The organism is Streptomyces sp. NPDC051183 (genome assembly GCF_040682455.1).
Taxonomy (GTDB): Bacteria; Actinomycetota; Actinomycetes; order Streptomycetales; family Streptomycetaceae; genus Streptomyces.
Genome location: NZ_JBFBBA010000032.1, coordinates 1 through 18992, shown reverse-complemented (window position 1 = coordinate 18992; position 18992 = coordinate 1). Strand labels below are relative to the sequence as shown.

At 69.7% G+C, this 18992-nt stretch carries 20 protein-coding genes and 1 pseudogene; 6 read left to right on the top strand and 15 right to left on the bottom strand.

The features are described 5' to 3' along the window. Positions 1-7: 7 nt before the first annotated feature. The gene (locus AB0M99_RS25940) at positions 8-583 is read left to right on the top strand and encodes an antibiotic biosynthesis monooxygenase (protein ID WP_365924382.1); all 576 of its coding nucleotides are present in this window, start codon (positions 8-10) and stop codon (positions 581-583) included. Between the two features lie 4 nt (positions 584-587). Here AB0M99_RS25940 and AB0M99_RS25935 read toward each other — a convergent pair whose 3' ends face one another. The 12 genes from AB0M99_RS25935 to AB0M99_RS25880 all read right to left on the bottom strand — a co-directional run bounded on the left by AB0M99_RS25935 (position 588) and on the right by AB0M99_RS25880 (position 11208). Then, a complete protein-coding gene (locus tag AB0M99_RS25935; protein ID WP_365924380.1) occupies positions 588-2237 on the bottom strand; it encodes a long-chain fatty acid--CoA ligase in 1650 nt (549 codons plus the stop codon). A 143-nt stretch (positions 2238-2380) separates the two neighbouring features. Next, a complete protein-coding gene (locus AB0M99_RS25930) occupies positions 2381-2914 on the bottom strand; it encodes a SigE family RNA polymerase sigma factor (RefSeq protein ID WP_365924378.1) in 534 nt (177 codons plus the stop codon). Between the two features lie 174 nt (positions 2915-3088). After that, positions 3089-4255, bottom strand: a complete 1167-nt coding sequence (locus tag AB0M99_RS25925; protein ID WP_365924376.1) for a lipid-transfer protein — start codon at positions 4253-4255, stop codon at positions 3089-3091. After that, positions 4252-4641, bottom strand: coding sequence for a MaoC family dehydratase (locus AB0M99_RS25920; protein WP_365924374.1), 390 nt, complete (start codon positions 4639-4641; stop codon positions 4252-4254). The genes AB0M99_RS25925 and AB0M99_RS25920 overlap by 4 nt, the downstream gene beginning before the upstream one ends. A gap of 3 nt (positions 4642-4644) precedes the next feature. After that, positions 4645-5682 carry an acyl-CoA dehydrogenase family protein gene (locus AB0M99_RS25915; protein WP_365924372.1) on the bottom strand — a complete coding sequence of 346 codons (1038 nt, stop codon included), beginning with the start codon at positions 5680-5682 and terminating at the stop codon, positions 4645-4647. Then, positions 5682-6728, bottom strand: a complete 1047-nt coding sequence (locus AB0M99_RS25910) for a bifunctional MaoC family dehydratase N-terminal/OB-fold nucleic acid binding domain-containing protein (protein ID WP_365924370.1) — start codon at positions 6726-6728, stop codon at positions 5682-5684. The genes AB0M99_RS25915 and AB0M99_RS25910 overlap by 1 nt, the downstream gene beginning before the upstream one ends. Continuing rightward, positions 6725-7885 carry an acyl-CoA dehydrogenase family protein gene (locus AB0M99_RS25905; RefSeq protein ID WP_365924531.1) on the bottom strand — a complete coding sequence of 387 codons (1161 nt, stop codon included), beginning with the start codon at positions 7883-7885 and terminating at the stop codon, positions 6725-6727. The genes AB0M99_RS25910 and AB0M99_RS25905 overlap by 4 nt, the downstream gene beginning before the upstream one ends. Positions 7886-8045: 160 nt before the next feature. Beyond that, positions 8046-8357 carry a hypothetical protein gene (locus AB0M99_RS25900; protein WP_365924368.1) on the bottom strand — a complete coding sequence of 104 codons (312 nt, stop codon included), beginning with the start codon at positions 8355-8357 and terminating at the stop codon, positions 8046-8048. Between the two features lie 551 nt (positions 8358-8908). Next, positions 8909-9298: a DUF6344 domain-containing protein gene (locus AB0M99_RS25895; protein WP_365924366.1), complete on the bottom strand. Its 390-nt coding sequence runs from the start codon at positions 9296-9298 to the stop codon at positions 8909-8911. A gap of 122 nt (positions 9299-9420) precedes the next feature. Continuing rightward, positions 9421-9945 carry an O-acetyl-ADP-ribose deacetylase gene (locus tag AB0M99_RS25890; protein WP_365924365.1) on the bottom strand — a complete coding sequence of 175 codons (525 nt, stop codon included), beginning with the start codon at positions 9943-9945 and terminating at the stop codon, positions 9421-9423. A 114-nt stretch (positions 9946-10059) separates the two neighbouring features. After that, positions 10060-10479, bottom strand: coding sequence for a hypothetical protein (locus tag AB0M99_RS25885; protein ID WP_365924363.1), 420 nt, complete (start codon positions 10477-10479; stop codon positions 10060-10062). Positions 10480-10815: 336 nt separating this feature from the next. Then, positions 10816-11208, bottom strand: a complete 393-nt coding sequence (locus AB0M99_RS25880; protein ID WP_365924361.1) for a hypothetical protein — start codon at positions 11206-11208, stop codon at positions 10816-10818. Positions 11209-11410: 202 nt separating this feature from the next. On the opposite strand from AB0M99_RS25880, the gene AB0M99_RS25875 reads away from it, so the two are divergent. Next, the gene (locus AB0M99_RS25875; RefSeq protein ID WP_365924359.1) at positions 11411-11944 is read left to right on the top strand and encodes an NUDIX hydrolase; all 534 of its coding nucleotides are present in this window, start codon (positions 11411-11413) and stop codon (positions 11942-11944) included. Here AB0M99_RS25875 and AB0M99_RS25870 read toward each other — a convergent pair. Then, positions 11914-13271, bottom strand: a pseudogene (locus AB0M99_RS25870) (helix-turn-helix domain-containing protein). The gene AB0M99_RS25875 and the pseudogene AB0M99_RS25870 sit on opposite strands and share 31 nt — an antisense overlap. Positions 13272-14012: 741 nt before the next feature. On the opposite strand from AB0M99_RS25870, the gene AB0M99_RS25865 reads away from it, so the two are divergent. The 3 genes from AB0M99_RS25865 (at position 14013) to AB0M99_RS25855 (ending at position 16241) form a co-directional block, all read left to right on the top strand. Beyond that, positions 14013-14168 (top strand): hypothetical protein, encoded by a 156-nt coding sequence (locus AB0M99_RS25865; RefSeq protein WP_157853303.1) that lies wholly within the window; start codon positions 14013-14015, stop codon positions 14166-14168. Between the two features lie 82 nt (positions 14169-14250). Continuing rightward, a complete protein-coding gene (locus AB0M99_RS25860; protein WP_365924357.1) occupies positions 14251-15462 on the top strand; it encodes a cupin domain-containing protein in 1212 nt (403 codons plus the stop codon). Continuing rightward, the gene (locus tag AB0M99_RS25855; protein ID WP_365924355.1) at positions 15396-16241 is read left to right on the top strand and encodes an aldo/keto reductase; all 846 of its coding nucleotides are present in this window, start codon (positions 15396-15398) and stop codon (positions 16239-16241) included. Before AB0M99_RS25860 ends, AB0M99_RS25855 begins: the two co-directional genes overlap by 67 nt. On the opposite strand, the gene AB0M99_RS25850 is transcribed toward AB0M99_RS25855, so the two are convergent. Further along, positions 16232-17089 (bottom strand): hypothetical protein, encoded by an 858-nt coding sequence (locus AB0M99_RS25850; protein WP_365924353.1) that lies wholly within the window; start codon positions 17087-17089, stop codon positions 16232-16234. The genes AB0M99_RS25855 and AB0M99_RS25850 overlap by 10 nt on opposite strands. Positions 17090-17819: 730 nt before the next feature. On the opposite strand from AB0M99_RS25850, the gene AB0M99_RS25845 reads away from it, so the two are divergent. After that, entirely contained in the window at positions 17820-18080 is a 261-nt protein-coding gene (locus AB0M99_RS25845; RefSeq protein ID WP_365924351.1) for a hypothetical protein, read from the top strand. Between the two features lie 674 nt (positions 18081-18754). Here AB0M99_RS25845 and AB0M99_RS25840 read toward each other — a convergent pair. Beyond that, on the bottom strand, positions 18755-18992 hold a 238-nt coding region (locus AB0M99_RS25840), incomplete at its 5' end, for a transposase (protein WP_365924350.1).

Sequence of the window (18992 nt, the reverse complement as noted above, 5' to 3'; positions counted from 1 at the left end):
TGGCCCGATGGCCATCACCGACACGACCGAGCAGACCGTCCCCGCCGACAACGGTGAGGTCAGCCTCCTGATCGCCCGGCAGGTGGAGCCGGGCTACGAGGAGGCCTTCGAGACGTGGGCGCGCGGGATCCTGGAGACCGCCGCCACCTTCCCGGACCACCTCGGGTACGGGTTCTTCCGGCCCGCCACCGAGGGCGCGCCGTGGTTCCTGGTCCACCGCTTCCGCAACCAGGACGCGCTCCAGCGGTGGCAGGACTCCGCCGAGCGGGCCGAGTTCTTCGCCAACTGCCAGGGCCACCACCACACCGAGATAGCCCGGCGTGAACTGCACGGCATGGAGACCTGGTTCGCCAAGCCGGGTACGACCCGGCCCGCGCCGCCGCGGTGGAAGATGGCGATCAGCTCGGGGCTGGCCATCTTCCCGATCTCGCTGGCCGGCAACGCGGTGCTCGGGCCGTACCTGGTGGATCTGCACTTCGTGCTGCGCACGGCGGCCTTCGCCGTCGTCTTCAGCACCCTGATGACCTACGTGGCCATGCCCGCCGTCAGCAGGCTGCTGCGGCCATGGCTCACGAAGGGCTGAGCGGTCAGTCCAGCTTGGTCACGGCCAGCACGCCGTCGGCGTACTGCTTGCGGATCACCTTCTTGTCGAACTTGCCGACGCTCGTCTTCGGCACGGCGTCGACGGCCGTCCACCGCTCCGGCAGCTGCCACTTGGCGATGGCCCGGCCGAGGAAGGCGCGGAGCCCTTCGTAGTCCACGGTCGCGCCCTCCTTGAGGACGACGGTGGCCAGCGGCCGCTCGCCCCACTTGTCGTCGGGGACGGCGACGACCGCCGCCTCGGCGACCTCGGGGTGGGCCATGAGCGCGTTCTCCAGCTCCACACTGGAGATCCACTCGCCGCCGGACTTGATGACGTCCTTGGCCCGGTCGGTGAGGGTGAGGTAGCCGTCGGGGCTGATGACTCCGACGTCCCCGGTCTTGAGCCAGCCGTCGGCGCTGAACTTGTCCTCGGGACGCAAGGGCTCGCCGGCCGCGCCCCCGTAGTAGGCGCCGGCGATCCAGGTGCCGCGCACCTCCAGCTCGCCCGCCGACTCTCCGTCCCAGGGCAGTACGTCGCCCGCCGGGCCGACCAGCCGCGGCTCGACGCCCGCCGGGAACCGGCCCTGGGTGAGGCGGTAGGGCCACTCCTCCTCGGCGCTCAGCCCGGCCGGCGGGTGCGCCATGGTGCCGAGCGGGGAGGTCTCGGTCATGCCCCAGGCGTGGCAGACCCGGACGCCCAGCTTGTCGTACGCCTCCATGAGGGAGGGCGGGCAGGCGGAGCCGCCGATGGTGACCTGCTTCATCGAGCTGAGGTCGCGCGGGTTGGCCGTGACCTCGGCCAGCAGTCCCTGCCAGATGGTGGGGACCGCCGCCGCGTGCGAGGGCTTCTCCCGCTCGATCATCTCCGCCAGCGGGGCGGGCTGCAGGAACCGGTCCGGCATCAGCATGTTGATGCCGGTCATGAAGGTGGCGTGCGGCAGGCCCCAGGCGTTGACGTGGAACTGCGGGACGACGACGAGGGTGGTGTCGCGGTCGGTCAGCCCCATCGACTCGGCCATGTTGACCTGCATGGAGTGCAGGTAGATCGAGCGGTGGGAGTAGACGACGCCCTTGGGGTCCCCGGTGGTGCCGGAGGTGTAGCACATGGCCGCGGCCTCGCGCTCGTCCAGCTCGGGCCAGGCGTAGGTGTCGGGGCGGCCCGCGAGGAGGTCCTCGTACTCGTGCACGCGCACGTCGAGGCCGTCGAGCGCGGAGCGGTCGCCGATGCCCGCGACCACGACGTGCTCGACGGTCGGCAGGTGCGGCAGCAGCGGCACGAGCAGCGGCAGCAGGGTGCCGTTGACCAGCACGACCCGGTCGACGGCGTGGTTGACGACGAAGACCAGCTGCTCGGGAGGCAGCCGCAGGTTGAGGGTGTGCAGAACGGCGCCCATGGAGGGGATCGCGAAGTACGCCTCGACGTGCTCGGCGTTGTTCCACATCAGGGTGGCCACGCGGTCGCCCTGCTGGACCCCGAGGTCGTCGCGCAGGGCGTTCGCGAGGCGGGTGGCGCGGATACCGATCTCGGCGAAGCTGCGGCGGTGCGGCTCGGCTTCCCCGGTCCAGGTCGTGACCTGGGACTTCCCGTGGATCGTCATCCCGTGCTGGAGTATGCGGGAAACGAGAAGCGGTACGTCCTGCATGGTGCTCAGCAAAGCGTCCTCCCGGTGAGCGCTGCGGCGCTGCGGCGGCTACGGATGCTGCCGATTCTGCGCACGTACCGGTCGGCATGTCACTACCCGGGGGTACAAACGGCCGCGGATGTTTCACGTGAAACATCGCCGGAGTGGCCGGAAGGTCAGCGCACGAGGGTGAGTTCCGGGTCCTCGCGGAGCTTGACCATCGCGCGGGAGACGGCGCTCTTGACCGTGCCGATGGAGACCCCGAGCAGCTCCGCGGTCTGGGCCTCGCTCAGGTCCTCGTAGTAGCGCAGGACGACCATCGCGCGCTGCCGGTCGGGCAGCCGGGTCACCGCGCGCCACATCGCGTCCCGCAGGGCCTGGGACTCCGCGGGGTCGGCGGAGGGCGGCGCCTCGCTCTCCGGGAGCTCGTCGCAGGCGAACTCGTCGACCTTGCGCTTGCGCCACTGGGAGGTGCGGGTGTTGACCAGGGCCCGCCGGACGTAGCCGTCCAGGGCCCGGTGGTCCTCGATGCGGTCCCAGGCGACATAGGTCTTGGCCAGGGCCGTCTGCAGGAGGTCCTCGGCATCGCACGGGTTGGCGGTGAGCGAGCGCGCGGTGCGCATCAGGACCGTGCCGCGGGTCCGTACGTACGCCGAGAACGACGGGTACGGCGTCGGGTTCGAGGCGAGCGTGCACACAGGCGTGGTCATGCCTCCACGCTAGGAGCGGCCGCCCGCCCTGGGATCGGCCGCAAGTGCCGAAGCCGTGTCCATCTCAGGTTGTAGGAGTAGGGCTGGCCCCACCTCCTGAAGGTGGAGGAGGCGGGGCCACGGCGTCATCGGGGCCAGGCGTCCGCGCCGGGTGTCAGGCATCCGCGCCGGGGACTAGGCGTCCGCGCCGAGGATCAGGCCGGAGGTCGGGACCCCCGTGCCGGCGGTGACCAGTACGTGCCCCGCCCCCGCGACCTGGTTCACGGAGCTGCCGCGGAGCTGGCGGACGGCCTCGGCGATGCCGTTCATGCCGTGCAGGTACGCCTCCCCGAGCTGCCCGCCGTGCGTGTTGAGCGGCAGCGCGTCCGCGGCCACGAAGTCGGCGGCCTCGCCCGGCTTGCAGAAGCCGAACTCCTCCAGCTGCATCAGGACGAAGGGCGTGAAGTGGTCGTAGAGGATGCCGACGTCGATGTCCGAAGGCCGCAGGCCGCTGGTCCGCCACAGCTGGCGCGCGACCACGTCCATCTCCGGCAGCCCGGTGAGGTCGTCGCGGTAGAAGGAGGTCATGCCCTCCTGGCGGCGGCCCGCGCCCTGCGCGGCGGCTGTGATCACGGCGGGTGCCTGGCGCAGGTCCCGGGCCCGCTCGGTGGTGGTGACCACGATGGCCTGCCCGCCGTCGGTCTCCTGGCAGCAGTCCAGCAGCCGCAGCGGCTCCACGATCCAGCGCGAGGCGGCGTGGTCGGCGAGGGTGATCGGCTTGCCGTGGAAGTAGGCCGCGGGGTTGTTCGCGGCGTGCCGCCGGTCGGTGACCGCGACGTGGCCGAAAGCCTCCGGGGTCAGGTTGTACGCGTGCAGGTAGCGCTGGGCGGTCATCGCCACCCAGGAGGCCGGGGTGAGCAGCCCCCACGGCAGGGACCACCCCAGCGCCGCGCCCTCGGCCGAGGGCTCGCGCTGCTGGACACCGGAGCCGAAGCGGCGGCCCGAGCGCTCGTTGAAGGCGCGGTAGCAGACCACGACCTCCGCCACCCCGGTGGCGACGGCGAGGGCGGCCTGCTGGACGGTGGCGCAGGCCGCGCCGCCTCCGTAGTGGATGCGCGAGAAGAAGGAGAGGTCCCCGATGCCGGCGGCCTGGGCCACGGTGATCTCGGGGCTGGTGTCCATCGTGAAGGTGACCATGCCGTCCACGTCGGCGGGCGTGAGCCCGGCGTCGTCGAGGGCGGCGTGCACGGCCTCGACGGCGAGCGTGAGCTCGCTGCGGCCGGAGTCCTTGGAGAACTCGGTCGCGCCGATGCCGGCGATGGCGGCGCGGCCGCCGAGGTCGTCCCGGATGCGGACGCTCATCCCGCGGCCCCCAGGGTGACGGTCACGGTGCCCGTGACGTGGTGGCCGATGCCGTTCGCGCCGACGACGCGGACCTCGGCGGTGTCCCCTTCGAGGGCGGTGACGGTGCCGGTGAGGGTCATGGTGTCGCCCGGGTAGTTGGGGGCGCCCAGGCGGATGGCCACCTTGCGCAGGACGGCGTACGGGCCGAGCCGGTCGGTGATGTACCGGCCGACCAGGCCGTTGGTGGTCAGGATGTTCATGAAGATGTCCGGGGAGCCCTTCTCCCGCGCGAGTTCCGCGTCGTGGTGCACGTCCTGGTAGTCGCGGGAGGCGATCGCACCCGCGACGATCAGCGTGCGGGTGATCGGTACCTCCAGCGGCGGCAGCGTGTCGCCGACCCTCATCGCTCAGCCCTCCTGCGCCAGTACGGCGCCCAGTTCGGACAGCAGCTCGCTGCCGCAGCCCAGGTAGGCGTCGAGCTGGCGCCCCCACAGGAAATGCCGGTGCACGGGGTGGTCCAGGTCCGCGCCCATCCCGCCGTGCAGGTGCTGGCCGGCGTGCACGACCCGTTTGCCCGCCTCGGAAGCCCACCAGGCCGCCGTCAGCGCGTGTTCCCGCGCCGCGAACCCCTGGTCGATGCGCCAGGCCGCCTCGTACGTCGTGACCCGGATCGCCTCGGTGTCCATGTACGCGTCGGCCGCGCGCAGCATGACCCCCTGGTTGGTGGAGAGCGGCCGGCCGAACTGCTCGCGGGTGGAGGTGTACTCCACGGCGCGGGCGAGCGAGCCCGCGCAGACGCCCGCCTGGAGTCCGGCGAAGGCGGTGCGCGCGACGGCGAGGGTGTCGGCGTAGGCGTCCCCCTCGCCGTCCCCGCCACCGAGCCGCTCGCCCTCGGCGCCGGTCATGGTGAGTCCTGCGGCCGCCCAGGGGGCGGTGGTGTCCACCGGCGAGACCCGCACGCCGGGCGCGTCGGTCCGTACGAGCCACAGGGCCCCGTCCGCGTCCGGGACCAGTACGTGCGTGGCCTCGCGCAGCCAGGGCACGGCCGGGGCGGTGCCGGTGAGCCGGCCCGCCGCAGCGGTGATCCGGCCGCGGGCCGGGAAGGCGCCGGTGGCGACGGCCTCGCCCGTACCGAGTGCGGGAAGCAGGCGGGCGCGCTGCTCGGCGCTGCCGTGCCGGGCCACCGCGAGGACTCCGTAGACGCAGGTGGCGGCGTACGGGACCTGAGCGGTGGTGCGCCCCTGCTCCTCCAGCAGCAGCACCAGGCCGAGCAGGCCGATGTCCTCGACGGCGGCGATCAGACCGGCGGCGGTGAGGGCCTTCCACAGTTCGGCGTCACTGCCGGTGCCCGCGGCGGCCAGGCGTTCGTGGGTGGCCAGGTCGCCGAAGATCCGGGCGGCGAGCCCGGCCGCGGCGGCCTGCTCCTCGGTGGGGTGGAAGTCCATCAGCCCTCACTTCCCCGGAAGACGGGCAGTTCCAGTTCCTCGTCCACGCGCAGGAACTCCAGTTGCACGGGCAGCCCGATGCGGACCTTGTCGTACGGGACTCCGGTGATGTTCGTGACCATCCGGACGCCCTCGGCGAGTTCGACCAGGGCCACCGCGTACGGCGGGTCGAAGGCCGGGAAGGGCGGGTGGTGCATGACGACGTAGCTGAAGACCGTGCCCGAGCCGCTCGCCTCGACGGTGTCCCAGCGCAGGCTCGCGCAGGCGTTGCAGCCGGGCAGCCAGGGGAAGCGGAGGGTCTCGCAGTCGACGCAGCGCTGGATCAGCAGCTTGTGCTCCCGGACCCCGTCCCAGAACCCCTGGTTGTCGCGGTTGACCACCGGACGGGGGCGCTGGGCCCCGGGCTTCTTCTCCGGCTTGGCGGCGGGCTTCTTCTCCGGCTTGACGGCGGGCGCGAACTTCAGGATCCGGAAGCGGTGAGTCCCGGCGAGTTCGCCGTCCGCGCGGACGTCCATGCGGGTGGTGACGAAGTGGCCGGTGCCGAGCTTGGTCGTCTTGCGGGCCGATACGGACTCGATGACGGCGTCGAAGGTGACGGCGTCGCCGGGGCGCAGCGGCCGCAGGTACTCCTGCTCGCAGTCGGTGGCGACCACGGAGGTGTAGCCGGCGCCGTCTAGGAGCGCGAAGAGGTCCTCGTAGGCGGGGGAGCGGTCGGTGTGGCCGGAGAGTCCGCCCATGGTCCAGGCCTGGAGCATGGTGGGCGGGGCGATGGCCTCCGGCCCGGTGTAGGCGGGGTTCGCGTCGCCCATGGCCTCGCACCAGTGGCGGATCATCGGCTCGTTGACGGCGTCCTTGGCCCGGCCCGCGGTGGCGGCGGGCCGCCCTTCGAAGGCCTTGAGCAGCTCGTGGAACCGGGCAGCCCCGTCGGCTTCCGCCGTCGCTCCGGATTTCCCGGTCGCTCCGGATTTCCCGGTCGCTCCGGATTTCCCGGTCGCTCCGGATCGCCCGGTCGGTCCGGCCTGCCCGGCCTGCGCGTGCGCGGTCATCGCTTCCTCCCCTTCATGCCGAGCCGCATCATGGCGACGATCTCCCGCTGGACCTCGCTGACCCCGCCGCCGAAGGTGTTGATCTGCGCGGCCCGGTTCATCCGCTCCAGCTCGCCGCCCGCGAAAGCGGCGGGCCCCCTGACGAGGGCCTCCTCTCCCACCACCTCCTGGCAGATCCGGTACACCTCGACGGTGGACTCGGTGCCCAGGAACTTCACGCCGCTCGCATCCCCGGGGGCCAGGGTCCCGCCGCCGACGTCCTGTACGAGGCGCCAGTTGAGCAGGCGTACGGCCGCGAGGCGCGCGTGCGCCTCGGCCAGCCGGGACTGCACCCAGGACCGGTCCGCGGGGCGCTCGCCGGTGGCCGGATCGGGGGTGCGGGCATGGCGGAACGCGTGGGCGTAGAAGTCCTCGGCCTGCATGCCGATGGCGGCGAGGGCGACGCGCTCGTGGTTGAGCTGGTTCGTGATCAGGCCCCAGCCGCCGTGCTCGGGGCCGACGAGGTTGCCGGCGGGCACGCGGATGGAGTCGTAGTACGTGGCCGTGGTGGTGAGCCCGCCGACGGTATCGATCGGGGTCCAGGCGAAACCGGGGGCGTCGGTGGGCACCAGGATGATGGATATGCCCTTGTGCTTCGGGGCCTCGGGGTCGGTGCGGCAGGCGAGCCAGATCCAGTCGGCGTTCTGGGCGTTCGAGGTGAAGATCTTCTGCCCGTCGACGACCCAGTCGCCGTCGGGCCCGCCCTCGCGGACGGCACGGGTGCGCAGCGAGGCGAGGTCGGTGCCGGCCTCGGGCTCCGAGTACCCGATGGCGAAGACGATCTCCCCTCGGAGGATCCGGGGGAGGAAGAAGTCCTTCTGCTCCCGGGTCCCGTACTTCATGAGCGTCGGTCCGACGGTGTTCAGGGTGACCATGGAGACGGGCGCTCCGGCCCGGTAGGCCTCGTCGAAGAACACGAACTGCTCGTCGGGGCCCCGTCCTTGGCCGCCGTATTCGGCGGGCCAGCCCAGGCCGAGAAGTCCGTCGGCGCCGATGCGGCGCAGCAGCGCGCGCTGCGCGACCGGATCCTCGGGGACCCCGTCGGGCAGCAGGTCCTGGAAGTACTCCCGCAGTTCGGCGCGCAGCCGCAACTGGCCTTCGGTCGGGGCGAGGTGCACGGCGCTGGCCTCCCGGCATCGCATCGTCAAGTGGAGCTGACTGTCCGTCAGATTCCTGTTGGATGTCAAGGCCGGAACGCGCGAGGGCGCCTGCGCTACCGGACCCCAGCCGGTCCGGTCGCACAGGCGCCCTCATCACTGTGAGCGGCTCAGGCCGCGGCTACCACCAGGGGTAGAAGTTCACCGCCACGGTGGAGTTGTGCTGTTCGATCGCCGTGAGGGCCGAGCCGTTGACCTGCGCAGTGTTGTTCTGGTTGGACGCACCGGAGCCGGTGGCCACCTGCTGCGAAGTGGAGGAGTTGCCGTGGTTGTTGCCGCCCACGCCGCTGCCGATGATGCTGGCGACGCTCGCATTCGATCCGTCGTTCGCGAAGGAGCCGTTGTCGGCCGACGCCACCCCGCCGAACAGGGCGACGGCGAGGGGGAGAGCGGCGACAGCGGCGATGACGCGGGCGGTACGGATGCTTGCCATGTCTTGATCCTCCAGAAAACCGAAGTGGGGTTTGCTCCAAGGCAGTTGGCCGACCGCCTCGGTCGTTCCGTGTGGTGACGACGTCGCGATTCCAGAGTTGCCCACCGAATCCCCGGCGAACCACCCCGGAGTCTGCGATTCCCCCGCAAGCATGACCAACATCGGATAAACCCGGTTCGCGCCCCCGACGCCCCAGCTCAGCACCCCTGCCCCTGGCGGAACTCCTGCCACGCATGAGCTGAACCGTTCCGCCAAACCCATCCGCCCCAGGCATGCCGAAAAGGGCCGCGCCGTCCGGGAACCCCACCGTCTCCCGGGCCTGCGGCCCTGCAATGCCAAGCTTTGCGCCCCCTGCGCGCCCCCGGCGTCCGCCGGGGTGATCCGTCCGTGCCCCGCTCCCGGGGCACCCTCGCGGCGCGATCCGCGGTCATGAGGTCGACCGGGCTCCAGCGCCTGTTGTTCCTGCCGTTGCTGCTGTTCCTGCTGTTCCTGTCGTTGCTACTGCTGTTCCTGCTAATGCCGTTGCAGCCGTCGTACGTACGCGGGCGGGCCTACGCGGCGAGCACCATCTCCCGGCGGGCGGCGGCTCGGGCACCGATGGCGGAGGCGACCTCGGCATCAAGGGTGTTGCGGGAGTCGGCGGCGAGGGCGGCGGCGGTGGTCGAGCGGCGGACGGACGGGGTCTTGCCGTGGGCCTCGGCGCGGATGCGCTGCTTGATGGTGGGCGGGAGCGAACCGCCCCGCATCATCGCCCGCCAGGTCCGCCGGGCCATCACCGCCGGCCGGCGCACGGCGGGGGCGACGGTGCCGGCGGCACCGACGGAAGCGGCGGGGGAAGCGGCCGGAGCGGCCTTGGCGCCGAAGCCGAGGCCGGCGAAGAGGGCCACGAGCGCGGCGAGGACGGTGGTCCAGATCGACGTGATGGTGCTGCGGTGAGCCATGACGGGTCCCTCGTTTCGCGATGTTCTGACGGGCGGATCTGAATACATTCGTCATGATGCGACCGCAACCGCACCGCCCCCACAACGCGCGCCGATCTTCCGACAAACACCACTCAAAGGGCCTAAACCGACCCCTCAGGCCCCCCGAGCACGGCCTCGAAGGTCGCGTACGCCACCGCGTCGAAGAGCACGAACCGCACCTCCTCCACCTGGGTACGGGCCGCCCGTACGGTCTCCACGGCGATCCGCGCGCCGTCGTCCATGGGCCACCCGTAGATCCCGGTGGAGATCGCCGGGAACGCGACCGTACGGGCCCCCAGCCCGTCGGCGACCCGGAGGGATTCCCGGTAGCAGGAGGCCAGCAGCGCGGAGCGGTCCTCGTCCCGGGACCAGACGGGACCGACCGTGTGGATCACGTGCTCCGCCGGAAGCCGGCCGGCCGTGGTGGCGACGGCCTGGCCGGTCGGCAGACCCTTGCCGTAGTGGGAGCGGCGCAGGTCCTCGCATGCGGCGAGGATCTCGGGCCCGCCCCGACGGTGGATGGCCCCGTCGACTCCCCCACCGCCGAGCAGCGAGGAATTCGCGGCATTGACCAACGCGTCCGCCCGCTCCGCCGTGATGTCTCCCTGCACGAGAACGATGCGCATGATCTCGGGTCCCTTCTCCGTCTTCGCCGGCTTCCCGCCGTCGGTACTTGCCACCATTGCCGGGAACCGGCCCGGCGGCAACGGAGATGCACACGGCCTCGGCCGACGGCGCGATCAGCCGTTCAGGAACTCCCTCATGAGCGCGATGTCACGCAGGTCCTTGTCGCGCCCACGACCGGTGGCCACGAATCCGGATTTCCACTCGAGCACCTTCTCCAGGGGCGCGAACCGCACCCCTTCGAAAACCTCGGCACCCAGGATCAACGCGTCCACCGAGTAGTCGAACCAACCGTTCAGGATCTCGATCGACCCGTCGAACAGCAGGATGTGCTGCGCCCATCCGAGCGGGGCTTCCCGGGGTGTTCCGAAATTCCTGGCGCGCTCCCAGGCCGCGCCGCGCACCACCACGTCGAGGTCTCCGACCTCCCGTCTGATGCCGTGCGCCAGGAGCGGGCCGCTCCCGAAAATCACGTAGTCCTCGGCCGGAAGTTCCAAGGAGATCAGATTCTGGAAGTACGGGTGATTGCGAAGCATCGTACGCAGCCTCCTGGAGGCGTGATGGCCCGAGCGCAATTCTGGTGAGGCCCGCCGCCCCAGGACCTACCCCGTTCCGGCCGCGCCACGCTCGCGGGCGCATGCACCGACGGCGAAGGGGCGCCCCGAGTTCCGGGGCGCCCCTTCCGACCAGCGCTCACGCGCCGGCCTGCGGCGGTGGGTGTGGGATTTGAACCCACGGTGACTCGCGCCACGACGGTTTTCAAGAGAGTGCTGGGGAAAGTGTCCTCTCCGTGGCTGACCTGCTCGTTGCCCGCTCTCGGGGCTCCTCTCCGCCGATAGCGGTCCACACCTGGTCCACTGGCAGGGTCCCAGTCACCGAGCTCGATTCAGCTCCTCCAGCATGCGTGCCGCGTCCGTCTCGGTGATCTCCCACCGATCGATGTCACCGCTGACCTTGAAGAACGGCTCCAGATTGGCAAGTGCCACCTTGGCCTCGTGCATCGCATCAACGAATCGGTCGATCCCGCGCTCCCGGAGCCGCTGGTTGAAGGCTTCGACGGTTGCCTGATCACCGCCCACGTAGAGAGCCGGCACTTCGTTGGCGAAGTGCCGAGTCACCTGAGCGACCCGCAACGCAGCGATCGCAGCGCTAAACGCCTCCCGACGAGCACGGCGCCACGCGAGATGCGATGTCATCCAAGGTGCCAGAGAAGCGCCGATGAATGCGCCAACCAAGCCCAGTACCGGAGTCAGCCATAGTGGCATCCCAGCACCCACCTCTACTCTTCACGAAGACCATGCTCTGGCGTCCACATCATGCTGGACCGCAATGCTGTTGTGGACTTGGACTTGGGAATCACCTCTCATCCACCTCCGATGTCGTCACTCTGACGTGAATTTGCGCGAAGCTAGATGGAGTTCAGCCCGGCTCTGCGATGCTGGAGGCCGATCGAGAGGGGCCGCAGCGATGCAGTGGAAGATCCACGGGGAACGTCCGATCTACGAGAACAAGTGGGTGAACCTCTGGCTCACCGACGTGGAGACCCCGGACGGCCACCGCTGGGAACACCACGTGGTCAAGCTGCGCCACCTGGCCGTGGCCGCCGTGGTCAACGACCGCCAAGAGGTCCTGATGATGTGGCGTCACCGCTTCATCACTGACGCGTGGGCCTGGGAGCTGCCCATGGGCCTGGTAGAGGCGGACGAGACGCCCGGCGAGGCTGCCGCCCGAGAAGTCCTCGAAGAGACCGGCTGGCGTCCGGGCCCGATGAAGCCGCTGATCTACGCTGAACCGGCGAACGGCATCACGGACTCCCAGCACCACCTGTTCCGGGCCGACGGCGCCACGTACGACGGGCCGCCGACCGAGAAGAACGAGTCGGACCGGATCGAGTGGATCCCCCTGGCGAACATCCGGGGCATGATCGACCGCCGCGAGATCGTCAGCAGCGGCTCCCTCGTCGGCCTCCTCTACGTCCTGATGGACGAAGGAGTTCGCTGACCCTGCGGGGGCAGCATCGCTCGTAGGTGGGCCTCGAAGGCAACCGCGGCCGGCACCTCGCGATAGGGCGCAAGCTGCTCGTAGAACTCGCGAAGGTGCCCGGCCACCCGCTCGGACGACACGGCTGCGGCGGGCACCAGCGCCTCGATCGCCGTGTGGCACGCCTGGTCGAGCTTGCCGCGCTGGAGCTGCGTACGGGCTAACCAGAAGGCGTGAAACGCCCTACCGCGCTGGTTCGCGGGGGCCTCCCGCTCCAGGGCGTCTGCGATCAGCGGCTCGGCGATCGCCGCCTCGCCGAGTCGGCCGTGTGCGATGCCGGTGTCCACGATGAGCTTCGGCTCGTCGAAGTAGGTCACCCATGCCGGGTCCGGGTCGTCCGCCTTGATCCGGCCGAAGTGGCTGTGGGCCTCGGAGATGGCGGTGTGGGTCGCTGTCCGGTCGCCCAAGGTCGCGTGCGCGAACGCCTCACGCATGGCCAGCATGGCCCGGACTCTCGGCGTCGTGCCGATGGCCGCTCGGGCCTGGTCTTGGGCAGCAGACACCAGCGCAAGCGCGTCCGCCGGCTTGTCCTGGTAGGTCGCTTGCAGGCTCATGCACGCCAGCACGTTGGCCATGAATGGGTGGTCGTCAATCTCCCGGGCCAATTGCAGAGCTTCCGAGAAGTACGCGCGGGCCTGGTGGTACTGCCGAGCATCGAAGTACGTCCACCCGGTCAGCCGCGCCAGCTCCGCCGCGATGCCGTACAGGCCGTGCTGGATCGGCGCTGGCCGCTGGTCCTTCAGTAACCCCTCGACGTATCGCAGTTGGCCGACGACGGCAGGCCGGAGCGTCTCGCCCCCGTGCGCGTCGTCACGACGCCAGTAGTCCTCGATCGAAGAACGCAGGGCGTGCAGTGTGGATGGGCTCGGGTTCGTCCCGGCGGCCAGGGCCAGGATGCTGTCTACCTCCACGCCCGGTAAGGCACTGATGGGCCTCGGCACAGCGGGTAGGTGATCGAGCTCCGGTCCCTCCCGCTCGGCACAGCCAAGACGGCCGGCGTCTCCCACGTACGACGGGCAAGCCCGAGCATGTGCCCCGGGATACGCAACCCATCGGCGATCCGCTCGATCACGTCCATGTGGACGAGCTGCCGCTGACCCGCGATCACCTCTCCCACCCGGCTCGGCGTCAGCTCGCACTGCCGCGCGATCATCGACGGGTAGATGCCCGCGCGCGTCTTCACCAGCCGGAAGACCCTCGCGAAGTCACGGACACGGCACGCCTCGATCATCTCGGGCTCAGTGAGCAGACTCGCCGGAAGTTCCTTCGTGCGACGTGACTCGGGCATCGGGGCACGCTCCGGAGGAAGACTACGGATCGCTTCAAGGTCTCAACCGAACGTGATGTTACCCAAGTTGGGTAATCCGCTGGACCTTTCTGGCCATGCTCCCCGCTGACGATCCTTCTCCACATGGCGAAGCGACAGAGGACGACCGCCTTGGAGACACACGGTGGCACTCCTGACTCAGAGCGAACGACCCACGGGGCGACCCCGGACCTGGGCGCCGAACCCCGCGTCTTGATGAGCCTCCGGGTCTCCCGGGATTCGGGCCGGACGTGGATGCGGAGCACGCGGGTTCTGGAGGGGGAGCCGTTCGACGTCCTCTCCGACCCCGGCCGCTATCCCCCGTGCGGGTGCCCGCGCTGTGGCGGTGCGTCCTCGTCGGCCCGCACCCTTCGGCCGGCATCCATCCCGCCGGGAGCGGCGTAGTGACCGCCTGCCGATGGTGACCCCCTTAGAGCGGGACTCCCGTGTACGTGACCGATCACCGTGGGGCTGGCGCCAACAGCTCGCCGTGCTCCTCTACGCCGCTGCCGTCACAGTTTGGTGGTCACCCTGGCCATCGCCGGTGATCCCGGCCGCTGACCGGCAACCAGCTTCCGCTGCGAATCCCGCACTCGCTCGACTCGTGGCCTCGCGCCACCCCTGTCTCCCCACCGGCCCGGAATCAATGGGCCGGTGAGGCACGCCCCATCGGGGCTGGGCCGGCACCCGTCGGCCCTGGACTTCCAGGAAATGGAGACACACATGGCAGCACAGAAGGAAGACCTGCTGATCGGCGTCGAGAGCCTGATCAAGGTCCAGGACCGCTTCACCGCCGCCGCGGCCGAGTCCGACTCCACCGGTACCTCCGCGGGCGACGACGGCGAGAACCGCGACGGCCTGAACCTCCCGCAGGAGTAGCACCCACCAGCACCAACCGGGGGCCCGCCATCCACGACGGGTCCCCGGGCCCGCACGCCCATGACGCTGACCGGAGGAACACGTGGACCACCACTTCGTCACCGCGCTGGAGAAGGCCCTCGGCTGGAACGGGCCCGGTGAACTCGGAACCGGTTTCGCACGGGGAACGATCAAGGACCTTGCTCTGCTCGATCGCCTGCTCAACCCCAGGAAGCTGCTCGACCTGGTGATGCGCCGCAGCGTCACCACGCCCCAGTTCCGCATCTTCCAGGACGGGGCTGAACTGCACCCCGGCCGCTACATCCAACCCTCCGTTACCCGGCGGGGACAGGCCATCCCCATGGCCGACATGCGCCGCGTCGGCGGACTGATGCGCGAGGGGTGCACCATGGTCTTGGACGAGGTCGACTTCTTCGACCCGGCCATGGAGGCCACCTGCCGCGCGCTTCAGTGGTGGGCCCGCGAGCTGGTGCAGGTGAACGCGTACCTGACCACTCAGGACGCCAGTGGCTTCAAGCTCCACTGGGACGACCACGACACCCTGATCGTCCAGCTCGCCGGCCGCAAGAGCTGGGAAGTCCGCGGCACCTCGCGCAAGGTTCCGATGTACCGGGACTCCGCCCCCAACGCCGAGCCCAGCGAGGACATCGTCTGGCAGGACGTCATGGAGCCCGGCGACGTGATGCACATCCCGCGCGGCTTCTGGCACCAGGCCACCCGCGACGACCAGGGCGACGGCTACAGCCTCCACGCCACCTTCGGCATCGTGAAGCGCGTCGGCGTGAACTGGCTGGCCTGGCTCGCCGACCAAGCCCGCACGCAGGACCTGTTCCGGTACGACCTGGACCGCTGGAACTCCCCCGGCCAGTGGGACGGGCAACAGCAGCTCCTGGCCGACGCCGTCGCCGAGATGGCTACGAAGCTGACCCCGCAGGACTTCTTCGATGCCCGCGAGCGGGAACGCCTGGCCGCCCGGCATGTCCCGGCTACCGGCCTGTTCGGCAAGTCCGCGGCCGTCGTGTGCGTCACCGACTTCGAGCCCGTGATCGAGCAGCACCACGACACGGTGGACGTGCTTGCGGCGGGCAAGAAGCTCACGTTCGCCGGCAAGGCGTACCCCGCCCTCGCCCTGCTGCTGAGCGGCCACCCTGTCGACATCGCCGACGCCGCCGAAAAGACCGGCCTGGACGTGGAACAGCTCGCCGAGATCCTGCTGAAGGAGGAACTGTGCACGGAGCTGACCCCCGCCTTGTCCTCGGCCTACACCGGTCTCGTCACCACCGAGACATCCTGACGGCCGCACTCGACCTCGGCGTCACCGCCCTGGACACTGCGGCTCCCTACTTCGGCTTCCGCTCGCACACAGTGCTGGCCGAGACGGCCGCCGATCTGCTGCCGAGGTTCACCCTCTCCACGAAGGTGGGCTTCTTCCCGGGCGCTGGAGGCGCTGAGCACTCACTTGATCCGGTCCGGCTGCGACTCGCCGTCGAGCGTGCGGCGAAGGAACTCGGCAGGGAACCTGACACCGTGCTCCTACACAACCCCGAACGGAGCCTTGCCGGTCTACCTCCTGCCGATGGCCGCGCCCTCCTCGGCAATGCCTGCACCTCTCTGGCCGGCGCCGCCCGCGACGGCCTGTGCCGCGCCTGGGGTGTGTCCTCCTGGGATACGCGGTCGCTCGGCATGATCCGCGTGGAGGACCTTCCCTCTCCGGACGTCCTCATGGTCCGCGCGGGTCTCCTCGTGGGCATCGACCTCCTCGACTCCACCGCCGTCCTGCGCACCGCCTGGCAGGCACGCGAGACCTTGGGCATGAGCCCCTTCGGTGGCGGCCACCAGAAGGTGTGGGAGGACTTCGACCCGCGCCCGTTCCTCCGACCGCCCCACGGTGCCCTGTCCCGCGTGCAGGCGGCGTTCCGAACCGCGTTCCACCTGCCCACGGCCTCGGCGATGGCGGTCGGTACCGACAACCCCGGGCACCTGGCCCGGTTGGTCCAGGCCCTGGGCGCGGAGGTGGACACCGCCGCCGTCAGTCAGTACCTGCGAGCCCTCCACGGGCTCCGTCAGAGCTGAAGCTCGGCCACCAGGCGCTCCGCCTCCTTCCGGGCCGGCGCGAGTAGCGGATCCTCCTCGTACGCGTAGGGTCCGACGATCTTCGACAGGAAGAACAGCGACATCAGCTTGCCGTCCCGGCTCTCCAAGTCCGCACGCCGCTCCTGGTGGACACGGGCCGCGAGCCCCGGGACGGCAAGCGCGTTGCCCCACAGCGTCGCGGCGTCCAGGCCCCGGGGCGCCATGCCCCAGTCCTCCCAGTCGATGAGGGAGAACTTCGGTCCCATCACGTTGGCCCACGTGAGATCTGCATGAGCCGGCGCCCATCGCTCGATCTGCGTATCGGCCACCCCGGGGAAGACCGCCCCGAGGGTCTGGGTCACTTGCTCCTGTGTGATCGTCACCGTGTCCGGCGTCGCGATCCGCGGCGTCTGCTGCGAGGCAAGCGCGTCCAGCGAAGCGTTCAGCGCCTCCCACCACTCGTCAGGCAGGCCCGGGTCTTCGAGCACCAGGGCTCCCTTGCCGACCGACGACGATGGAATCAGCTCCAGCTCATCCGCGCGCCACATCACCGGCTCGCCCAGCTCGCGCCACGCCACGCCCTGGTACCACTCGGGCATAGAGACCCCTTGCAGCACAGCGGCGGCCTCGGTCCCGTTCCAGCCCTGCGGGCCGATCCGCTCGAATCCCCGCCGCTCGATGCGCACCCACGTACCCCGCTCCGTACGGCCTCCCAAGGAACGACGCTTACGCAGGAGCGCTTGCCGATCCAGCCGCACGTGTAGAGCTTCTTCGACGCGCTTCAGCACGTCTTCCACTGGCTGACGGCGTAGATCCACCTGGGCAGCAACGGGCAGGGACCCATTCATTACGACCTCCTCGGCGAACGGATGACCGTAGCAGGAAGAGGCCCGTCGGGACGATCTGTCCGTCAATATGAATGCGTCAACTCCCGCCCATAGGCTGACCGTTGCCCATGTCGGCCGGGCAGGTTCCCTCGCCGGTGGCCGGAGCGGCTTTGGCCGGTGTCCTGTTCGGGTTGGGGTCGGGCATGTTCAGGGGGCCTTACGCTGTCCGGCAACTCGGGCAGGCTTTGATCCTGCCCGGAATTTGATCGAGTGGCCCCCTGGACTTGCCCGACGCGGGCCCCGAGTCGAACAGGTGGGTAAAGCCGTGGAGGCCACCGGCCCCAGCCACGGTGGTTTGCACCCGCAGTTCTGCACACGGTTCCGAGGGTTGCCCGAACCCCTCCGCTGAATGTCTGATTCCGCGCTTGTCGCTTCCTTTGCCGATCTGATTACGTTTCGAGAGCAAATTTCGGCAAGTGAACGGAGTGGCACGTGCGGATCACCAAGCAAGTCCTCGTGGCGGTGGCGGCAGCAGCTCCCAGCCGTCGGCTTCGGCGTGGCGCCGGTCAGCGCTGCGCCTCAGAGTGAAGGTGCACACAAGGGGCTGGTTCAAGTAGACGGTGGAAAGGCGGGTTGGGTCTCCGTCGACTACCTCAAGAAGCACCCTGACGCCGTTCCGGGAGTGTCCTTAAGCAGCGCCCCGGCCCCCCTGGGCGCGTTAAGCACCAACAAGTGTGACGACAACGTGTGCTTGACCATCATCGGGAAGGGTCTGCGCATCGACACCTGGTCGACTAATGCGTTTGGCAACGTGGGGTGCACCCAAGCAACCTTCGACTTCTTCGACAACGACTACAAGGACAGGCACAGCAGCATCATCTGCCCCGATGGCCCCGGACCTGGCGTCTACTACAGCGCAGGTGGCCCGGCCGGCTGGTACCAGCACGGCACCGAGGTGTGCAACTACTGGCTGAAGATAGATGGTTACCCCTGTGCGGAGATCCGCCAGTAGCACCACGAAGGGCGCTGTGAATGACGGATGACATTGAAGTGCTGTCCGGTGGACGAGCCGACGGGTTGACGTGGCACGTCACGGTAGGAGATCGCCCGCGCAGCTCGATTGGGGTCATGCTCCACCACCAGATGGGGGAGGTTCGTGCTTCAACAGGGTTCCGGCGAGGCCCTGAAAGAGGCGACCGGGAAGCCATCATGTCCTTCGGACAGTCCGAGGGCCTCCCCCCGTTTGTTCTGGTGTGCACTCTCCCCTCGGTTATCAAGATCGAGGCCGAGTTGGACGACGGCACCATTCAGAACGTCGAACTTTCCCCTGAGGTAGAGCAATTCGGACTGCGGTTCGCGGCAGCACCCCTTCCAACAGGTCGGGCGCTCGTCGCCTATCGCTTCGAGTCGGCCTCGGGGGTTCACCGTCGCTCGATCTTCACAGGTGGCTCGCCCGGGAGTCCGGCAATCTGAGTTGCAGAAGGGGTTCAAAGCAAGGTTAGAGTCCCGGCCGCCCACCCATTAGCCTCGATCTTTCGTGACGGTCCGTCGGTTTCTTCGCCGGGCCGTTTCGGTTGTTCGGGCTGGTGGCGGCCAGGCCGATGGCCCGGCTGTCGCGTCGGGTGGGCGCCGGGTTCCACGGCTCCGGTCGGGGTGGTGCTGCTCGCAGGGACGGGAACGTGCTGGTCAGCCGGGGTTCGGGAGGGCTTCGAGCCGTGCCAGGGCGGCGGTGATCACGTCGGTCCAGGGCCAGTGGCGGGCGAACCTCAGGTGCCGGCGGCGGGCGGTGGTGACGATCTGGGCGGCGGCGGAGAAGAGGCGGAGCCGGCGGCGGCGGGGTTCCCACCTGCGGGTTTCGCCGGTGAGGGCGAGCATGGGCATCCAGGCGAGCAGGTCGAGAGCGAGCTGGACGATCTCCAGCCAG

Bases quoted from the DNA above. Each gene is read 5' to 3' on its own strand.
- AB0M99_RS25850 (WP_365924353.1), bottom strand. From the start codon at position 17,089: ATGAATGGGTCCCTGCCCGTTGCTGCCCAGGTGGATCTACGCCGTCAG.
- AB0M99_RS25930 (WP_365924378.1), bottom strand. From the start codon at position 2,914: ATGACCACGCCTGTGTGCACGCTCGCCTCGAACCCGACGCCGTACCCG.
- AB0M99_RS25940 (WP_365924382.1), top strand. From the start codon at position 8: ATGGCCATCACCGACACGACCGAGCAGACCGTCCCCGCCGACAACGGT.
- AB0M99_RS25875 (WP_365924359.1), top strand. From the start codon at position 11,411: ATGCAGTGGAAGATCCACGGGGAACGTCCGATCTACGAGAACAAGTGG.
- AB0M99_RS25890 (WP_365924365.1), bottom strand. From the start codon at position 9,945: ATGCGCATCGTTCTCGTGCAGGGAGACATCACGGCGGAGCGGGCGGAC.
- AB0M99_RS25910 (WP_365924370.1), bottom strand. From the start codon at position 6,728: ATGACCGCGCACGCGCAGGCCGGGCAGGCCGGACCGACCGGGCGATCC.
- AB0M99_RS25895 (WP_365924366.1), bottom strand. From the start codon at position 9,298: ATGGCTCACCGCAGCACCATCACGTCGATCTGGACCACCGTCCTCGCC.
- AB0M99_RS25900 (WP_365924368.1), bottom strand. From the start codon at position 8,357: ATGGCAAGCATCCGTACCGCCCGCGTCATCGCCGCTGTCGCCGCTCTC.
- AB0M99_RS25885 (WP_365924363.1), bottom strand. From the start codon at position 10,479: ATGCTTCGCAATCACCCGTACTTCCAGAATCTGATCTCCTTGGAACTT.
- AB0M99_RS25925 (WP_365924376.1), bottom strand. From the start codon at position 4,255: ATGAGCGTCCGCATCCGGGACGACCTCGGCGGCCGCGCCGCCATCGCC.
- AB0M99_RS25880 (WP_365924361.1), bottom strand. From the start codon at position 11,208: ATGCCACTATGGCTGACTCCGGTACTGGGCTTGGTTGGCGCATTCATC.
- AB0M99_RS25915 (WP_365924372.1), bottom strand. From the start codon at position 5,682: ATGGACTTCCACCCCACCGAGGAGCAGGCCGCCGCGGCCGGGCTCGCC.
- AB0M99_RS25920 (WP_365924374.1), bottom strand. From the start codon at position 4,641: ATGAGGGTCGGCGACACGCTGCCGCCGCTGGAGGTACCGATCACCCGC.
- AB0M99_RS25865 (WP_157853303.1), top strand. From the start codon at position 14,013: ATGGCAGCACAGAAGGAAGACCTGCTGATCGGCGTCGAGAGCCTGATC.